At 72.9% G+C, this 16,577-nt stretch carries 12 protein-coding genes; 4 read left to right on the top strand and 8 right to left on the bottom strand.

The window, feature by feature from the left end:
• The first annotated feature begins 125 nt into the window (after positions 1-125).
• The 4 genes from ACSMXW_RS31135 to ACSMXW_RS31120 all read left to right on the top strand — a co-directional run bounded on the left by ACSMXW_RS31135 (position 126) and on the right by ACSMXW_RS31120 (position 6,695).
• The gene (locus ACSMXW_RS31135) at positions 126-1,820 is read left to right on the top strand and encodes a thiamine pyrophosphate-binding protein (RefSeq protein WP_485801229.1); all 1,695 of its coding nucleotides are present in this window, start codon (positions 126-128) and stop codon (positions 1,818-1,820) included.
• Between the two features lie 12 nt (positions 1,821-1,832).
• Entirely contained in the window at positions 1,833-3,074 is a 1,242-nt protein-coding gene (frc, locus tag ACSMXW_RS31130; RefSeq protein WP_485801227.1) for a formyl-CoA transferase, read from the top strand.
• 3 nt (positions 3,075-3,077) lie between these two features.
• A complete protein-coding gene (locus ACSMXW_RS31125; RefSeq protein ID WP_485801225.1) occupies positions 3,078-5,225 on the top strand; it encodes an acetate--CoA ligase family protein in 2,148 nt (715 codons plus the stop codon).
• A gap of 69 nt (positions 5,226-5,294) precedes the next feature.
• Positions 5,295-6,695, top strand: coding sequence for an OFA family MFS transporter (locus ACSMXW_RS31120; protein ID WP_485801223.1), 1,401 nt, complete (start codon positions 5,295-5,297; stop codon positions 6,693-6,695).
• Positions 6,696-6,713: 18 nt separating this feature from the next.
• Here ACSMXW_RS31120 and ACSMXW_RS31115 read toward each other — a convergent pair whose 3' ends face one another.
• The 8 genes from ACSMXW_RS31115 to ACSMXW_RS31080 form a co-directional block, all read right to left on the bottom strand.
• Complete coding sequence (locus ACSMXW_RS31115; RefSeq protein ID WP_485801221.1) at positions 6,714-7,781, bottom strand: sugar phosphate isomerase/epimerase family protein; 1,068 nt, start codon at positions 7,779-7,781, stop codon at positions 6,714-6,716.
• A gap of 147 nt (positions 7,782-7,928) precedes the next feature.
• On the bottom strand, positions 7,929-9,368 hold the full coding sequence (locus tag ACSMXW_RS31110; RefSeq protein WP_485801219.1) for an alkaline phosphatase family protein: 1,440 nt from the start codon (positions 9,366-9,368) through the stop codon (positions 7,929-7,931).
• Positions 9,365-10,534 carry a metabolite traffic protein EboE gene (eboE, locus tag ACSMXW_RS31105; RefSeq protein ID WP_485801217.1) on the bottom strand — a complete coding sequence of 390 codons (1,170 nt, stop codon included), beginning with the start codon at positions 10,532-10,534 and terminating at the stop codon, positions 9,365-9,367. Before eboE ends, ACSMXW_RS31110 begins: the two co-directional genes overlap by 4 nt.
• Positions 10,535-10,537: 3 nt before the next feature.
• Positions 10,538-11,545: a TatD family hydrolase gene (locus ACSMXW_RS31100; protein WP_485801215.1), complete on the bottom strand. Its 1,008-nt coding sequence runs from the start codon at positions 11,543-11,545 to the stop codon at positions 10,538-10,540.
• On the bottom strand, positions 11,545-12,438 hold the full coding sequence (locus ACSMXW_RS31095; RefSeq protein ID WP_485801213.1) for an EboA domain-containing protein: 894 nt from the start codon (positions 12,436-12,438) through the stop codon (positions 11,545-11,547). Before ACSMXW_RS31095 ends, ACSMXW_RS31100 begins: the two co-directional genes overlap by 1 nt.
• Positions 12,435-13,442 carry a sugar phosphate isomerase/epimerase family protein gene (locus ACSMXW_RS31090; protein ID WP_485801212.1) on the bottom strand — a complete coding sequence of 336 codons (1,008 nt, stop codon included), beginning with the start codon at positions 13,440-13,442 and terminating at the stop codon, positions 12,435-12,437. The genes ACSMXW_RS31095 and ACSMXW_RS31090 overlap by 4 nt, the downstream gene beginning before the upstream one ends.
• Positions 13,439-14,743, bottom strand: a complete 1,305-nt coding sequence (locus tag ACSMXW_RS31085) for an SCO3242 family prenyltransferase (protein WP_485801210.1) — start codon at positions 14,741-14,743, stop codon at positions 13,439-13,441. The genes ACSMXW_RS31090 and ACSMXW_RS31085 overlap by 4 nt, the downstream gene beginning before the upstream one ends.
• 449 nt (positions 14,744-15,192) lie before the next feature.
• Positions 15,193-16,389 (bottom strand): inositol-3-phosphate synthase, encoded by a 1,197-nt coding sequence (locus ACSMXW_RS31080; RefSeq protein ID WP_485801209.1) that lies wholly within the window; start codon positions 16,387-16,389, stop codon positions 15,193-15,195.
• Between the last annotated feature and the right edge of the window lie 188 nt (positions 16,390-16,577).

Raw genomic sequence — 16,577 nt, 5'->3', positions numbered from 1 at the left:
ACTGTATGCAATCTACTCAATACCGCAGACAACACCCCGGCAAAACCCCGGCAACAACCCGGTGAGAGCGGCCGCGAGCAGCGCGGAAGGTCTCACCCTCCCCTACGAAGGGACAGGACTCCGCCATGTCCGACGAGAGCAGCGGCACGACCCCCGACCTCATCTCCGGAGGGCATCTGGTCGCCAAGGCACTCAAAGCAGAGGGCGTCGACGTCATCTACACCCTGTGCGGCGGCCACATCATCGACATCTATGACGGCTGCGTCGACGAAGGCATAGAGGTCGTCGATGTACGCCACGAGCAGGTGGCGGCCCACGCGGCCGACGGGTACGCGCGCATCACCGGCAAGCCGGGCTGTGCCGTCGTCACCGCTGGTCCCGGTACCACCGACGCCGTCACCGGTGTCGCCAACGCGTTCCGTGCCGAGTCCCCGATGCTGCTGATCGGCGGTCAGGGCGCGCACACCCAGCACAAGATGGGGTCCCTCCAGGACCTCCCGCACGTCGACATGATGACCCCGATCACCAAGTTCGCCGCGACGGTGCCGGACACCGCGCGCGCCGCGGACATGGTGTCCATGGCCTTCCGCGAGTGCTACCACGGCGCGCCGGGCCCCTCGTTCCTGGAGATCCCGCGGGACGTCCTGGACGCCAAGGTGCCGGTCGACAAGGCCCGCATCCCGAAGGCCGGGCAGTACCGCGCCTCCACCCGCAGCGCCGGCGACCCCGAGGCGATCGAGAAGCTCGCCGACCTGCTGGTGCACGCCGAGAAGCCCGCGATCCTGCTGGGCAGCCAGGTGTGGACGACCCGGGGCACCGAGGCCGCGATCGAGCTGGTGCGCACCCTGAACGTCCCCGCGTACATGAACGGCGCGGGCCGCGGCACCCTGCCGCCCGGCGACCCGCACCACTTCCAGCTCTCCCGGCGCTACGCGTTCTCGAACGCCGACGTCATCGTGATCGTGGGCACCCCCTTCGACTTCCGCATGGGTTACGGCAAGCGGCTCTCGCAGGACGCCACCGTCGTGCAGATCGACCTGGACTACCGCACGGTCGGCAAGAACCGCGACATCGACCTGGGCATCGTGGGCGACGCGGGGCTGGTGCTGAAGTCGGTCACCGAGGCCGCCTCAGGACGGGTCAACGGGGGTGCGGCCAAGCGCAAGGAGTGGCTGGACGAGCTGCGCGCGGCCGAGCAGGCGGCGCTGGAGAAGCGGCTGCCGAACCTGAAGTCGGACGCCTCGCCCATCCACCCGTACCGCCTGGTGAGCGAGATCAACGACTTCCTGACCGAGGACTCGATCTACATCGGCGACGGCGGTGACATCGTCACCTTCTCCGGGCAGGTCGTCCAGCCCAAGTCGCCCGGCCACTGGATGGACCCGGGCCCGCTCGGCACCCTCGGCGTCGGCATCCCGTTCGTGCTGGCCGCCAAGCAGGCCCGGCCCGACAAGGAGGTCGTCGCGCTCTTCGGCGACGGGGCGTTCAGCCTCACCGGCTGGGACTTCGAGACGCTGGTCCGCTACAACCTCCCGTTCGTCGGCATCGTCGGCAACAACTCGTCGATGAACCAGATCCGCTACGGCCAGAAGGTCAAGTACGGCGAGGAGCGCGAGCGGGTCGGCAACACCCTCGGCGACGTGCACTACGACAAGTTCGCCCAGCTGCTGGGCGGCTACGGCGAGGAGGTCCGCGACCCCGCGGACATCGGCCCCGCGCTGCGCCGGGCCCGCGAGTCCGGCAAGCCCTCCCTGATCAACGTGTGGGTCGACCCGGACGCGTACGCCCCCGGAACCATGAACCAGACCATGTACAAGTGAGGTGGACGCCACATGACAAGCAGGGGGACCAAGGCACTTGAGGGCATCCGCGTCCTCGACATGACGCACGTCCAGTCCGGTCCGTCCGCCACCCAGTTGCTCGCCTGGCTCGGCGCGGACGTCATCAAGCTGGAGGCGCCCACCGGTGACATCACCCGCAAGCAGCTGCGGGACCTGCCGGACGTGGACTCGCTCTACTTCACGATGCTCAACTGCAACAAGCGGAGCATCACCCTCAACACCAAGACGGAGCGCGGCAAAGAACTGCTCACCGAGCTGATCCGCCGCTCCGACGTGCTGGTGGAGAACTTCGGCCCCGGCGCGGTGGACCGGATGGGCTTCACCTGGGACCGCATCCAGGAGATCAACCCGCGGCTGGTCTACGCCTCCATCAAGGGCTTCGGCGAGGGGCCCTACACCAAGTTCAAGGCGTACGAGGTGGTCGCGCAGGCCATGGGCGGCTCGATGTCCACCACCGGCTTCGACGACGGCCCGCCGCTGGCGACCGGCGCGCAGATCGGCGACTCGGGCACCGGTGTGCACTGCGTGGCCGCCATCCTCGCCGCGCTCTTCCAGCGCGAGAACACCGGCCGCGGGCAGCGCGTGAACGTCGCCATGCAGCACGCCGTGCTCAACCTCTGCCGGGTGAAGCTGCGCGACCAGCAGCGCCTCGCGCACGGCCCACTGCGGGAGTACCCGAACGACGACTTCGGCGACGAGGTGCCACGCTCTGGCAACGCCTCCGGCGGCGGCCAGCCGGGCTGGGCCGTGAAGTGCGCGCCGGGCGGCCCGAACGACTACGTGTACGTCATCGTGCAGCCCGTCGGCTGGCAGCCGATCTGCGAGCTGATCGGCCGGCCCGAACTCGCCGAGGACCCGGAGTGGGCCACGCCGGAGGCCCGGCTGCCCAAGCTGGGCAAGATGTTCCAGCTGATCGAGGAGTGGTCCTCGACGCTCCCCAAGTGGGAGGTCCTGGAGCGGCTCAACGCCCACAACATCCCCTGCGGCCCGATCCTGTCCACCAAGGAGATCATCGAGGACCCGTCGCTGGCAGCCAACGAGATGGTCGTCGAGGTCGCCCACCCCGAGCGTGGTTCCTTCACCACGGTCGGCTCCCCCCTGAAGCTCTCCGACTCCCCCGTCGAGATCACCAGCTCCCCGCTGCTGGGCGAGCACAACGAAGAGGTGTTCATCGGCGAACTGGGCCTCGGGGACGAGGAACTGCGTCTGCTCAAGTCGAACGGAGTGATCTGATCCATGGCCCCCCTTACCCGAGAAACCCGCGTACAGAAGGTGCGGGGCCTCCTCGACGCCGTCCGGGCCGAGGGACGCACCGCCCTCACCGCGCCCGAGGGCAAGGTGATCGCGGACGCCTACGGCATCGCTGTTCCCGGCGAGGAACTGGCGAAGGACGTCGACGGGGCGGTGGCCGCCGCGGCCCGCTTCGGCGGACCCGTCGTCATGAAGATCGTCTCGCCGGACATCCTGCACAAGACCGACGCCGGCGGTGTGATCGTCGGCGTGGAGGGCGCCGAGGACGTACGGGCCGCCTTCCACAAGATCATCGAGAATGCCCGTGCCTATGCGCCCGAGGCCCGTATCGAGGGCGTCCAGGTGCAGGAGCTGCTGCCGCAGGGGCAGGAGGTGATCGTCGGTGCGGTGACCGACCCGACGTTCGGCAAGGTGGTCGCGTTCGGCCTGGGCGGTGTGCTCGTCGAGGTGCTGGGGGACGTCACGTTCCGCCTCGCGCCCGTGGACGCCGGCGAGGCCGCCTCGATGCTCGACTCGATCAGGGCCGCGGAGGTGCTGCGCGGTGTGCGCGGGGCGCCGCCGGTGCACCGCGAGGCGCTCGCCGAGCAGATCCGCCGGGTCTCCGAGCTGGTCACCGACTTCCCGGAGATCGCCGAGGTGGACCTCAACCCGGTGATCGCCACCGCGCAGAGCGCGGTCGCCGCGGACATCCGCGTGATCCTGGCCGAGGGTGCCCAAAAGCCGCGGCGCACGTTCACCCGCGAGGAGATCCTCACCTCGATGCGCCGGCTGATGGAGCCCCGCTCGATCGCGGTGATCGGCGCCTCCAACGAGCAGGGCAAGATCGGCAACTCGGTGATGCGGAACCTCATCGACGGCGGCTTCTCCGGGGACATCCACCCGGTGAACCCCAAGGCCGACGACATCCTGGGCCGCAAGGCGTACAAGACCGTCACGGACGTGCCCGGCGAGGTGGACGTGGCGGTCTTCGCGATCCCCGCCAAGTTCGTCGCGCCGGCGCTGAAGGAGGTGGGGCAGCAGGGCATCCCCAACGCGGTGCTGATCCCCTCCGGCTTCGCCGAGACCGGTGAGCAAGCGCTGCAGGACGAGATCGTGGCGATCGCCGAGGAGTACGGCATCCGGCTGCTCGGGCCGAACATCTACGGCTACTACGCCACCTGGCAGGACGTGTGCGCCACGTTCTGCACGCCCTACGACGTCAAGGGCGGGGTGGCGCTGACCTCGCAGTCCGGCGGCATCGGCATGGCCATCCTGGGCTTCGCGAGGACCACCAGGACGGGCGTGTCCGCCATCGTGGGCCTCGGCAACAAGTCCGACATCGACGAGGACGACCTGCTGACCTGGTTCGGCGAGGACCCGCACACCGAGTGCATCGCCATGCACCTGGAGGACCTCAAGGACGGCCGGGCCTTCGTCGAGGCCGCCCGCGCGACGGTGCCGAAGAAGCCCGTGGTGGTCCTCAAGGCGGGCCGTACGGCGGCCGGCGCCAAGGCGGCGGGGTCGCACACCGGGGCCCTCGCGGGCGACGACGCCGTGTACGACGACATCCTCCGGCAGGCCGGCGTGATCCGCGCTCCGGGCCTGAACGACATGCTGGAGTACGCGCGGGCGCTGCCCGTGCTGCCCACCCCCAAGGGCGACAACATCGTGATCATCACCGGTGCCGGCGGCAGCGGTGTGCTGCTGTCCGACGCGGTCACCGACAGCGGCCTGAAGCTGATGGAGATCCCGGCCGACCTCGACGCGTCGTTCCGGACGTTCATCCCGCCGTTCGGCGCCGCGGGCAACCCGGTGGACATCACCGGCGGCGAACCGCCGTCCACGTACGAGGCGACCATCAGGCTGGGCCTGGAGGACCCGCGCATCCACGCGCTGGTGCTGGGCTACTGGCACACCATCGTCACGCCGCCGATGGTCTTCGCCGAGCTGACCGCGCGGGTCGTGGCCGAGTTCCGCGAGCGCGGCATCGAGAAGCCCGTCGTGGCTTCCCTGGCGGGTGACACCGAGGTCGAGGAGGCGTGCCAGTACCTCTTCGAGCGTGGTGTCGTCGCCTACCCCTATACCACCGAGCGGCCGGTCCAGGTGCTCGGTGCGAAATACCGCTGGGCAAGGGCTGCCGGGCTGCTCACCTAGCCCTTCCCGTGCGCGCGAAAGGTTTGGACAGGGGGCGCTGGCCAGTTCTTTCGAAGCCAAGGGGATTTCATGAGCACTACGGAACAACCGGACGCGGCAGGAGTCGCGTACCGGGAAGTGACAGACAGCAGGGGCCGTGTATATCGCATGGGCGAGAGCGACCGGGAGATCCTCGGTCACTCCCGCAAGCTCATGGTGTACCTGCCGTGGGTGGCGATGATGGCCATCAGCGTCTTCGAGTACGCGTACGGGTCGGCGGAGGACGTGCTCTCCTCGGCCCACGGCTGGACGCAGACCAACACCTTCTGGATCCTCAGCGTCTGGACGTTCTTCCAGGCGGGGGTCTCCTTCCCGACCGGCTGGATGCGGGAGAAGGGAATTCTGACGGCGCGCGGAGCCATGCTCACCGGCTCGCTGCTCGCCGTGCTGGGATTCCTCTCGATATCCCACTTCGACAACGTCTGGCTGGCGATCATCGGGTTCGGTGTGCTGGGCGGAGCGGGCTCCGGGTTCGTCTACTCGACCTGCATCAATATGACGGGCAAGTGGTTCCCGGAGAAGCGCGGCGGAAAGACGGGATTCGTCAACGGCGGATTCGCCTACGGCTCCCTGCCGTTCATCTTCGTCTTCAACTTCGCCTTCGACACGGGCAACTACCACGAGGTCCTGGACCTCATCGGGGTCTTCGTGCTGGTCGCGGTCGCCATCTGCGGCTGGTTCTTCAAGGACCCGCCGAAGAACTGGTGGCCGGCCGAGGTGGACCCGCTGAAGTACCAGCAGGCCAACACGAAGACGGCGCGCAGCCTCGCCAAGAACCCGCCCGCGACCAAGCAGTACACCCCGATGGAGGCCATCAGGACCGGTCAGCTGCCGCTCATCTGGCTGCTGCTGGTGATCACCGCCGGTGTCTCCATCTTCGGTGTCTCCTTCCAGGTGCCGTTCGCGAAGGACGTGGGCTTCGGCCCGCTCGTCGCGGCGAACTCGGCGGGGATACTGGCGGTGGTCAACGGCATCGGGCGCGGTGTCGTCGGCTGGCTCTCTGACATGTGGGGCCGCAAGAACGCCCTGATCTTCGTGATCCTGGTACTGGGCTTCTCGCAGTTCGGCGTGCTCTGGGCGGGCACCATCAACAACGAGGCGCTGTTCCTGGTGTTCGCCTTCTTCTCCGGCTTCGGAGGCGGCGCGTTCTACCCGATGTTCGCCTCGCTCACACCGGACTACTTCGGTGAGAACTACAACGCCACCAACTACGGCATCGCCTACAGCGGAAAGGTCGTCAGCGGCCTCTTCGGCAGTGGCCTCGGCTCGATGGTCATCGACGCCTGGGGGTACAACGGCGCCTACACGACCGCCGGTGTGATCTCGCTGGTGGCTGCGGGCCTGGCACTGTTCCTGCGGCATCCGGGTCTGCCCCGGGGCAGCAAGAGGATCGTGCCGAACCCGCAGCCGATCAGCAGGGAAGTGGTGTGAGACCCGGCCGGCCGGCCCTCAGCACCGCCCCTCGTTCAGATTCAGCAAGTAGGCCGCGGAGCGGCGGGCGGTGCTGAAGGAGTCGGCCGGCTGGTCGTGTTCGACCTGCCAGTGGTGGTCGTGCCCCCTGCGGGTGTGGTTCACCGCGGTGAGGAAGGACTGGTAGTCGATGTCTCCGTCCCCGACGTCCACCATGTCGTAGCCATCGGTGGCCGATTCGTCGTGTTCGCCGTCCTTCACGTGGAACAGCGGATAGCGGCCCGGGTTCTTCAGGACGTAGTCGATCGGCTCGAACGGGGCGGGAGTGCCGTCGGGGCGCTTGGAGAAGCGGAACTGCCCGCAGAACGCCCAGTAGATGTCCATCTCCAGGAAGACCAGGTCCGGGTCGGTCTCCGCCACCAGCACGTCGTAGAGGCGCACGTCGGGCCGGTCGGTGGCGAAGGCGAACTCCTCCGCGTGGTTGTGCTGGTAGAACTTCATGCCCCGCTTCCGGGCCGCCGCGCCATAGGTGTTGAACTCCTCGGCGGCCCGCTTCCAGCCGTCCACCGTGGAGCCGTAGCGGCCCGGGTTGGACGCGGTGCCGACGTGCGGCAGGCCGAGGGCCTCGGCGTCGTCGAGCACCTGGGTGAGGTTCTGCGCGAAGGTGTAGGCGTTCGGGTTGTTGTCGTCGTAGTAGCCGACGTGGCTGCCGATCGGCCTGAGGCCGTGGTCGTGGGCCAGGCCCTTGAGCTCCGCGAGGGTGATGGCGCCCGTCCCCTGCGTGTAGCCGGCGAACTCGATCTCGTCGTAGCCGTACGCCTCTAGTTCGTCGAAGACGGCGGCGAAGCCCGCGGAGGCGACCTTGTCGCGCAGGGTGTAGAGCTGGATGCCGAGGCGGCCCTTGGGGACCGCGTGGCGGCCGGGCCCGTGGCCGCCACCGCGGGCGGGGTGGGCCTGGGCCGCGGAGGCGGTGCCGGCGGAGCCGATCAGGGCGGCGGCCGTGGCACCGGCGGCGACGCCGAGCATGCCGCGTCTGCTGAGCCGGTGGCCGATCTCGGGGTCGTACGCCTTGCTGGAGGGGGTGTTGCGGCTCGAACGGTGGGTCATGCGGGAACTCCTCGGAATCCGGTGGCGTTGTGAGGGGTGACGAAGGGGGCCCTGCGCGGCCGCCGTCGGGCGGCCGTTGTCAGTGGCAGGTGCTTCACTGGTGGCACTGGGTCGGTCGGCTGGCGCCGGCAGGCGGCCGGCGCGGCCTCACTGGAGGCCGGCCAGCCGGAGCAGCAAGGACTTCACATCGGTGGCCGCGACGCGGCCGCCGACGGCACGGGGGACGGAGCAGAGGATGAGCGGACCGTCGGCGCTGTCGCCGCTCGCGGGAAGGCGGCCGTGGCTGCCGCGAATAGGCGAGGGATCGAGGGGCACCACGGCCATGCGGTAGCGCATGCCGAGCTTCTTGCGGGCCAGCGCTCCCGCGGCCCTGAGCCGGACGTAGGGGTCCCGCGGATCCATGAAGAGCTCGACGGGGTCGTAGCCGGGCTTGCGGTGGATCTCGACGAGCTGGGCGAAGTCGGGCGCCCGGGCGTCGTCGAGCCAGTAGTAGTAGGTGAACCAGGCATCCGGTTCCGCCACGGCGACCAGCTCGCCCGAGCGCGGGTGGTCGAGGTGGTGGGCCTTCTTGCCCTCGTCGTCGAGCAGCTGCTCGATGCCGGGCAGCTCGCCCAGGACGGCCCGGGTCGCCTCCAGGTCCTCCGGGCGTCGTACGTAGACGTGCGCGATCTGGTGGTCGGCGACCGCGAAGGCCCGGGATGCCATCGGGTCCAGGTACTCCATACCGTCCTGGGTGTGCACCTCGAGCAGCCCGGCGCGGCGCAGGGCACGGTTGATGTCGACCGGTCGGCTCACCCGTGTGATGCCGTACTCGGAGAGCGCGACCACGGTGCGTCCCTCGCGCCGTGCGTCGTCGAGCAGCGGGGCGAGCGCCGCGTCCAGCTCGGTGGCCGCCCGGTGGGAGCGTGGGTCGTCGGGACCGAAGCGCTGGAGGTCGTAGTCGAGATGGGGGACGTAGCACAGGGCCAGGTCGGGGTGGCGGGTGCGCAGGATGTGGCGGGTGGCGTCGATGATCCACCGGCTGGACACCAGATCGGCGCCAGGGCCCCAGAAGTTGAAGAGGGGGAAGGTGCCGAGCTGTGCGGTCAGCTCGTCGTGCAGTGCCGGGGGCCGGGTGTAGCAGTCGGGCTCCTTGCGGCCGTCGGCGTAGTACACGGGCCTGGGCGTGACGGTCCAGTCGGTGTCCGCGCCCATGGCGTACCACCAGCAGATGTTGGCGACGGTGTAGCCGGGGTGGGCGCGGCGGGCCGCGTCCCAGAGCTTGTCGCCGGCCACCAGGCCGTTGTGCTGGCGCCACAGCAGGACGTCACCCAGCTCGCGGAAGTACCAGCCGTTGGCGACGATGCCGTGCTCCGCGGGGGTGGTCCCGGTGAGGAAGGTGGACTGCGCACTACAGGTGACCGCGGGCAGCACGGTGCCCAGCTCGGCCTGGCAGCCGGCGCGGGCCAGCTCCGCCAGGTGCGGCATATGGGCGAGCAGCCGGGGGGTGAGGCCGACCACGTCCAGGACGAGCAGGGGCGTCGGCGCGCCGCCGGCGGACGGCTCCTGACGGGCGGTGGGGGCCGGGGCGGGTTCGGGGGCGGTCATGGCAGTTCCTTCAGGCCGAGGTCCGTCAGGAGGTCACGGGCGAGGATGAGTTCGGCGGCGATGCCGTCGGCGAGCTGGGTGCGGGCGCGGGGCCGCAGCTCGGGGGGCAGGGCCTGCCAGGTGTAGGTCTCCACCTCCAGGTGGTGGGTGACCGGCCTGGGGCCGCCGACCAGCCGCGTGAGGGTGTCGGAGAGCACGGAGAGCGTGGAGGCGAGGGGCGCGGCGGGGGCCGCGTGCAGGGGGACGTGGAAGTGCGCCCGCCAGGGACCGGTGCCGGGCAGGGCGGTGCCGGAGAGCGCCTCCCCGAGGTCGTCCGTGCCGTGCAGGCCCTGCGGGGTGCGGGTGCGGGTCTGGTGCAGGAAGCGGGGCTCGTCGAAGGCGGCGAGCGCGGTACGCACCTCGGGCCGGTGGGGGTGGTCGGCGTGCAGGGCGGCGGAGAGCTGGACCTTGACGACGGGGACGTGTGCGGAGGCGAGGGCGTTCAGGGCGGTGCCCGGGTCCTCGAAGGAGGTGGCGAGGTGGCAGGTGTCGACGCAGACGCCGATCCGGGGGTGGCCGATCTCGGTCAGCGGCGCGATGGCGTCGCCCGTGGTCTCGACGACGCAGCCGGGCTCCGGCTCCAGGCCTATTCGGATCGAGCGGCCGGTCAGCTCGTCGAGCGCGTCCAGGCGCTCCCCGAGCGTGGTGAGCGCGGCGCGGGCGGCGCCGGCCCGGTCCGGGTCATAGGCGGTGCGCCAGGCGAGCGGGAGGGTGGAGATGGTGCCCTCGGTGATGTCGTCGGGCAGCAGGCTGCCGAGCAGGCGGGCCAGGTCGGTGGTGTGGGTGAGGCGCTCGGGGTCGGCCCAGTCGGGCTTGTAGACGCGGTACTTGACCTCTTCGGCGCCGAAGCCCTCATAGGGGAAGCCGTTGAGGGTGACCACTTCCAGGCCCCGCCGGTCCAGCTCGGCGCGCAGGCCGCGCAGCGCGGCCGGGTCGGTGACGAGCGCCCGGGCGGCGTCCCTGGCCAGCCAGAGGCCGATGCCGAGGCGGTCCCTGCCGAGCCGTTTGCGCACCGGCTCGCAGTGGTCCCGCAGCTGGGCGAGCACACCCGTCAGCGTCTCCGCGGGGTGGACGTTGGTGCAGTAAGCGAGGTGCACGGTGGAGCCGTCGGGGTGGCGGAAGCGCATGCCTCACTCCCCCGCCGCCGGGGCGGCGCCCCGCGCCGCCGTGTCCGCCGGGCGAGCGTGCTCCGTCCGGTCCTGCACGGGCTCGGCCGGGTCACGCGGCTGCTCGGCAGGGTCCCGCGGCTGCTCGCCCGGGTCCTGGGTTCGTTCCGCCGGCGGGGCGTCCTCGGGGGCGCCGCGCAGGATCGAGTTCCCCTCGTGGGTGGCGGCCGGGGCGGCCACGTCGAGGGAGAGCCGGCCGCTGATGCCGTAGAACGCCACGGGGTTGCGCCACAGCACACGGTCGACGTCGTCCTCGGAGAAGCCGGCACTCAGCATCGCGTCGCCGACCTTGCGGGTCTTCAGGGGGTCGCTCTTCCCCCAGTCGGCGGCGGAGTTGACCAGCACCCGCTCGGGTCCGTACTCCTGGAGCACGGCCACCATCCGCGCCTCGTCCATCTTGGTGTCCGGGTAGACGGAGAAGCCGAGCCAGCAGCCGCTGTCCTTGGCCTCCTTGACGGTGGTCTCGTTGAGGTGGTCGAGCAGCACCCGCTCCGGCGGCAGCGCGGACTCGCGCACCACGTCGAGGGTGCGGCGCAGACCGGCCAGCTTGTCGCGGTGCGGGGTGTGCACCAGGGCCGGCAGGTCGTGGTCGGCGGCGAGCTGGAGCTGTGCGGCGAGCGCGGTGTCCTCGGCGGGGGTCATGGAGTCATAGCCGACCTCGCCGACGGCCACCACGTTGTCCTTCACGAGATACCTGGGCAGTTCGTCGAGGACGGGCACGCAGCGCGGGTCGTTCGCCTCCTTCGGGTTGAGCGCGAGGGTGCAGTGGTGGGCGATGCCGTACTGGGCGGCGCGGAAGGGCTCCCAGCCGAGCAGCGAGTCGAAGTAGTCCAGGAACGACACCTGGGAGGTGCGGGGCTGCCCCAGCCAGAAGGACGGCTCGACGACCGCGCGGACGCCCGCGGCATACATGGCCTGGTAGTCGTCGGTGGTGCGCGAGGTCATGTGGATGTGGGGATCGAAGATGCGCATCAGGACTCCTCGCCGGTCGAAGGGGCCTTGAGGGCCATGGGGGTGCCCGGGGCCTGGGGTGCCCGGGGTGCCGGATCCGCCGCGGCTGCCGGGGCTGCCGGGCCGGCCGGGGCTGCCGGATCCGCCGGAGCTGCCGGGGTCGGCCGGGGGGCCGGGGGCGGCCCCACCGCGGTGCGGGCCTCCGGGGTCGTGGCGCCCGTCAGGTGCAGGACGTGGTACAGGTCGTCCGGTACGGGGCGCCCGGCGGCGCGGCGCTCGTCGGCGTAGTCGGCGAGCATCCTGGCGAGTTCGGCGTCGCCGTGGGCACGCTCGGCGAGCGCGGTGACGGCGGCCACCGGCACCCCCGTGAAGAGGCACTTCAGCACGGCGTGCCGCCAGCCGTGCGGGTCGAGATGGGCGGCGGCGTACGGGCCGACCGCCGCGGCGACCAGCCGGGTGTCGTTGGTGCGCAGCGCGTCCTCGACGAGCGGCAGCGCCTCGGGCCCCGGCGTCAGGTGCGGCAGGGCCGCCAGGACGGCACGCCGCTCGGCCGCGGTGCCCTGGGCGTAGAGGCGGGCGACGGCACCGGTGCCGGGCCGGGCCGCGCACAGCAGCAGCACCCGTGCGGCATCGGCGTGCTCGGCACCGCAGCGGCGCCCGGCCTCGGCAAAGCGGAGTTCCCAGGCGGGGAGCGGGCGAGAGGTGGCGGACGCGGGGGCCGGCCCGGTGCGCCCGGCTTGGGCGGCCTCGACGGCCTGGGCGAGGGCGCGGTCGAGCCAGTCCCTCGCTGCGGCGGTGAGCCCGGCGTCGAGCCGGGCGCGGAGGGAGGTGAGGGGTTCGGGAGCCGCGGGGGTGCCGTCGGCCACGGCGGGGGCCGCGGCGCGTGCGGTGGTGGCGGGTTCCTGACCGGTCACGGTGTGCCTCCTTCGGGGGTGGGCGCCGCGTGCGCGGTGGCCGGGGCGTGGGCGGCCGCGGTGGGCTGGATGCGGGCGGCCGCGGTGGCCGGGGCGTGCGCGGCCGCGGTGGCCGCGGACCGCAGGAAGCGCAGGGACGCCTGGGCGAGGGCGGGGCCCGCGTGGGAGTGGCGGGGCAGTTCGACGACGGTCAGCCCCCGGTAGCCGGTGGCGGCCAGGGCGGACAGCACCGGCGGGAAGTCGATCTCCCCGTCCCCGAAGGGCAGGTGCTCGTGGACGCCGCGGCGCATGTCCTCGATCTGGACGTGCCGCAGCCAGGGCGCCGCCTGGCGCACACAGTCCTCCGGCGGCCCCGGCTCCAGGCACTGGCAGTGCCCGATGTCCAGGGTGAGCCCGAGCAGGTCGGGGTCGCCGAGTTCGGCGCGCAACCGGTGGAAGCCGGCGAGCGTGCCGACGAGGTGGCCCGGCTCGGGCTCCACGGCGAGCGGCATGCCCGCGACGGTGGCGGCGTCGAGCACCGGGCCGAGGGCTTCGGTGAGGCGTTTCCAGGCGGCGCCCTCGTCCGTGCCCTCGGGTGTGACACCGCTGAAGCAGTGCACCGCGTGCGCGCCGAGCTCGGCACCGGCCTCGACGGCCCGGGTCAGCAGCCGGACGCGGGCGGCCCGTGCGTCCGGGTCGGGGTCGAGCAGGGAGGGACCGTGCTTGCGGCGCGGGTCCAGCACATAGCGGGCCCCGGTCTCGACGGTGACGCCGAGGCCGAGTTGGTCGAGGCGGCGGGCCACCCGGCGGGTGCGCGCCACCAGGTCCGGGGCGAGCGGGTCGAGGTGCATATGGTCGAGCGTCAGGCCGACGCCGCGGTAGCCGAGGTCGGCGAGGAGGCCCAGGGCGTCGTCGAGCCTGAGGTCGGTCAGGCCGTTGGTGCCGTAGCCGAAGCGGAGTTCCCTGGGGTCACCGGGGCCCCTGGCGCCCGGGGCCGCGGGGTGTGCCGTGCCGAATCCGGTCATGTCACGCTCACCTTCCGTGCGAACGCGCGGGCGGCCGGGGCGAGGGCCGCGGTCAGCAGTGCCGTGCGCCCGTGGCCGGCCCGGGCGATCAGCGCGGCCTGGAGTGGGATGGTGGCTCGGATGCCGCCGCCCACGGCGCGCTGGGTCAGCTCCGGCGAGGGGTTGAGTGCGGCGTGCAGCAGCGGCCGGGCGAAGGCGGCGGCGTAGACCGCGCCGAGCAGGGCACAGAGCGCGTCCGCGGGGCGGGTGATGCGCAGGCCGCCGAGGAGGGACGGGATCGCCGTGCCACCGGCGGCCAGGTCCGGCAAGGACACGGCGGCCGGCTCACTTGCGGGCCGGCCCGGCAGGGGTGCGGCGGCCAGCTCACTTGCGGGCCAGCCCGGCAGGGGTGCGGCGGCCATCCGACCGGCACCCCGGACCGGCAGGGGTACGGCGGCCGCCCGACCGGCGGCCCGGGCCGACAGAGGTACGGCGGCCGCCCGACCGGCTCCCCCGCCCGGCAGAGGCGCCACGGCGGCATCGGCGCCTCGCCCCTGCCCCGTGCCGCGGAACCCCTGCCCCGTGCCGCGGGACCCCTGCCCCCCGAGTCCGGGCGCGGCACCGCGGGCGGCTTCCTGGGCCGGGCCCGGCAGGCCGGGGGCGGCTGCTGCCCGCCGGCCTGCCGGGAGCGCGGGGAGGGGTGGTGCGGCGCCCGGGTCCGTCTCGCGCCCGGCACAGGCCCGCTCGCCGAGCACGGTGCGTGCGAGCACCCCGGTCACGGCCAGCGCGCCCAGCGGCACGGCCGTCGAACCGCCGTGTGCCTCATGGCGCGAGACCGCGGTGACCGCGAGGGTGTGGGTGCCCAGCAGGGCCGCGGAGGACAGGGCGGGGCGGACCCGGCCGCCGGTCGCCGCGGCGCCGAGCAGCAGGTCGAGCGCGCGGGCCGCGGCCATGGCGGCGGGGCCCGCGAGGGTGTGCTTCAGCCGCAGGTCGTAGGCCCAGACGGTGGCCGCGAGCCCGGTGGCGACGGTCAGTGCGGGGCGGCCCGCGGCCGCGGCGAGGGCGAGCCCGGCCGCGGTCAGCGCGCCCGACGCGGCGAGCGCCGCGGAGGGCTTGATCCGTCCTGACGGCAGCGGGCGGTGTGGGCGGTCCACGGCGTCCTCGGCCTGGTCGGCCCAGTCGTTGAGCGCCATGCCCGCCTCGTAGAGGCAGACGGAGGAGCCGATGGCGAGCAGAGTGCGCCGACCGGAGGGCGCACCGGCCGCGGCGGCACCCGCGAGTGCGTCGCCGGGCACGGTGAAGAGCGCGGGCAGCCGCAGCAACTCGGCCCAGGCCCGCGGCGCCCCGCCCGGCCCGAGGCCCGGCGGGCGGGCCGCCGGTGTGCCCGAGGGGGCGTGGCCGGACGGCGCGGGGCCGGTTCGGACGGCCCCGCCCGGGCCGCCGGAAACCCCGCCGTCGGAAGTCCCGCCCCCAGAAACACCGCCACCGGAAGCCCCACCACCGGAAGCCCCACCACCAGAAGCCCCGCCACCGGAAGCCCCGTCGGCGGACACAGCCGCCGTCGTGGCGCCCACGGGTGACGACCAAGGCGGCTCCCCCGCCGCGCCCCCAGGCCCGGCGCGCCTCCCGGCCCGGCCGCCGTCCCACCGCTCGTGCTGGGGCCGCGCGGCCCCGCGGCCCCGCCACGCCGCGCGGCCGGTCACCGCGGTGGCGACGGCCACGGCGAGCGCCGCGGTGAGGACGGTGGAGGGGACCGAGGGCAGGCGGAGCCTCATCGGGTGGGCTCCAGGCGGCGGGCGAAGTCCAGCAGCGCCTCGTACTGGGGGGTGAGCGCCGAGGACGCGCCGCCGTCCGGATCCTTGAAGTAGAAGCCGAGCTCGGGCCGGGGCCCGCTGAGGCCGGCCTCGTGGGCGCGGGCCACAAGCCGGGCGAGGTCGAGCACCAGGGGCGCGGCGAGCGCCGAGTCGCAGCCCTGCCAGGTGGTCTGGAGCACCATGCGGGCGCCGAGGAAGCCGTCGAAGGCGATGTGGTCCCAGGCGGTCTTCCAGTCGCCGAGCGCCGGTACGTCGTCGATGTGCACCTCGCCCTCGGGTGCGGTGCCGAGCGTGTCGGCGAGGACGCGTTCCTTGCCGGCGTTCTTCGCCGCGGCCGCGGCCGGGTCGGCGAGGGACGCGCCGTCGCCGCCGCCCAGCAGATTCGTGCCGGACCAGGCCCGCACCGTGAGCGCCCGCTGCGCGAACATCGGGCCGAGCACCGACCGCAGCAGGGTCTGCCCGGTCTTGCCGTCCCGGCCCGCGTACGGCAGTCCGGAGGCGAGCGCCGCCTCCCGCAGCCGGGGGTGGTGCATGCCGGTGGAGGGCGTGAAGTTGACGTAGGAACAGCCGGCGCGCAGCGCGGCGGCGGCGTAGAGGGAGCTGGGCGGCAGGGCGGTGCCGGTCGGCACGGGCTCGGTGGAGGAGACGTTCACGACGACCGCGCGGGCCAGCTGGTTGCGGCGCACGAAATCCGTGATGTCCGTGGCGAAGGCGTCGATGAGCTGGTCCTCGGTACGGGTGTCGCCGGGCAGCGGCCCGCCCGCGGCGATCTCGCGGTCGGCGGCGGCCAGTTCCGCGGCCAGGGCGGCGGGCAGTCCGTGCGGCAGCACGCCCCCGGCGGCCAGCGCCTCGGCGCGTTTGGGCAGCGGGCAGTCGACGGTGTCGTGGCCGCCGAAGACGAGGGACGTGAGCGGCGGCAGGGCACAGCCCGCGAAGGCCGGGGTCTCGGTGACCATCCCGGTCGGCGGGTGGAGCCCGGCGGCCACCGCGGCACAGCCGGTGACGGCGGTGGTGGCGACGGAGCCGCGGGCCCCGATCAGCCAGATGCCGGTCCGGGCGGGTCTGGAGTCCGGGGCGGGCGCCCCGGCCCCGGCAGCCGCGTCCTGCGGGGTGCCGGAGGCGGTGGTGGTGGAAGGGCGAGGTTCGGCGGACATGGGCAGCCTCCTTGTCGTACGCGAACCGATGGCCGGAAGACGGGTCCCTGCCCCGTCCGGGAGCCGACCCCGCGGTGGAGCGGCCCCGCGGTGGAGCCGGCGCCGAGTCGGAGCCGACCCGCGGCGGGACCGACCCCCACGGCGGGGCCGACCCCGCGATGGGGCCCGCCCCCCCGGCGGAGCCTCAG

The organism is Streptomyces sp. DSM 116793, from assembly GCF_057320905.1.
This window is presented reverse-complemented; position numbering and strand designations above follow the sequence as displayed.

What these genes read in the sequence shown, in the direction of transcription:
- ACSMXW_RS31100 (WP_485801215.1), bottom strand. Translation starts at nt 11,545, where the DNA reads ATGCGCATCTTCGATCCCCACATCCACATGACCTCGCGCACCACCGAC.
- eboE (WP_485801217.1), bottom strand. Translation starts at nt 10,534, where the DNA reads ATGCGCTTCCGCCACCCCGACGGCTCCACCGTGCACCTCGCTTACTGC.
- ACSMXW_RS31135 (WP_485801229.1), top strand. Translation starts at nt 126, where the DNA reads ATGTCCGACGAGAGCAGCGGCACGACCCCCGACCTCATCTCCGGAGGG.
- ACSMXW_RS31115 (WP_485801221.1), bottom strand. Translation starts at nt 7,781, where the DNA reads ATGACCCACCGTTCGAGCCGCAACACCCCCTCCAGCAAGGCGTACGAC.
- ACSMXW_RS31110 (WP_485801219.1), bottom strand. Translation starts at nt 9,368, where the DNA reads ATGACCGCCCCCGAACCCGCCCCGGCCCCCACCGCCCGTCAGGAGCCG.
- ACSMXW_RS31125 (WP_485801225.1), top strand. Translation starts at nt 3,078, where the DNA reads ATGGCCCCCCTTACCCGAGAAACCCGCGTACAGAAGGTGCGGGGCCTC.
- ACSMXW_RS31090 (WP_485801212.1), bottom strand. Translation starts at nt 13,442, where the DNA reads ATGACCGGATTCGGCACGGCACACCCCGCGGCCCCGGGCGCCAGGGGC.
- ACSMXW_RS31120 (WP_485801223.1), top strand. Translation starts at nt 5,295, where the DNA reads ATGAGCACTACGGAACAACCGGACGCGGCAGGAGTCGCGTACCGGGAA.
- frc (WP_485801227.1), top strand. Translation starts at nt 1,833, where the DNA reads ATGACAAGCAGGGGGACCAAGGCACTTGAGGGCATCCGCGTCCTCGAC.
- ACSMXW_RS31080 (WP_485801209.1), bottom strand. Translation starts at nt 16,389, where the DNA reads ATGTCCGCCGAACCTCGCCCTTCCACCACCACCGCCTCCGGCACCCCG.